The sequence below is a fragment of the Streptococcus oralis genome (assembly GCF_001075875.1).
In the GTDB taxonomy this organism is placed as follows: Bacteria; Bacillota; Bacilli; order Lactobacillales; family Streptococcaceae; genus Streptococcus; species Streptococcus oralis_I.
Map to the genome: position 1 here is coordinate 1 of NZ_JUOS01000097.1, position 313 is coordinate 313.

General features: G+C 39.6%; 1 pseudogene. It reads left to right on the top strand.

Annotation, left to right across the window (positions count from 1 at the left end):
• Positions 1–313 (top strand): annotated as a pseudogene (locus tag ADM33_RS11460) (hypothetical protein); the annotation flags it as partial.

The window sequence follows — 313 nt, forward strand, 5'->3', positions numbered from 1 at the left end:
TTGTTCCAGATGTACCAGGTTATGAACCACATCTTCCAGATCCAAAAGATCCAACTAAACCAGGTAAATCAGTACCTCCAGGAACACCTGTAACACCGGATAAACCAGGTGAAGATACACCAATTATCTACGTACCAAAAACAACTGAAGTTACAAAACCAACTAAACAAACGGTAACGTTTGAAGGAGCAGGAACAGCTACTCCAGCTGATAAGGTTCAAGATAACTTCACCTTTACTGGTAAACAAAAAAATGGTACAACAACATGGGATCAACCTAATCACACTTATGGCAAAGAAACAGTTCCAGTTGT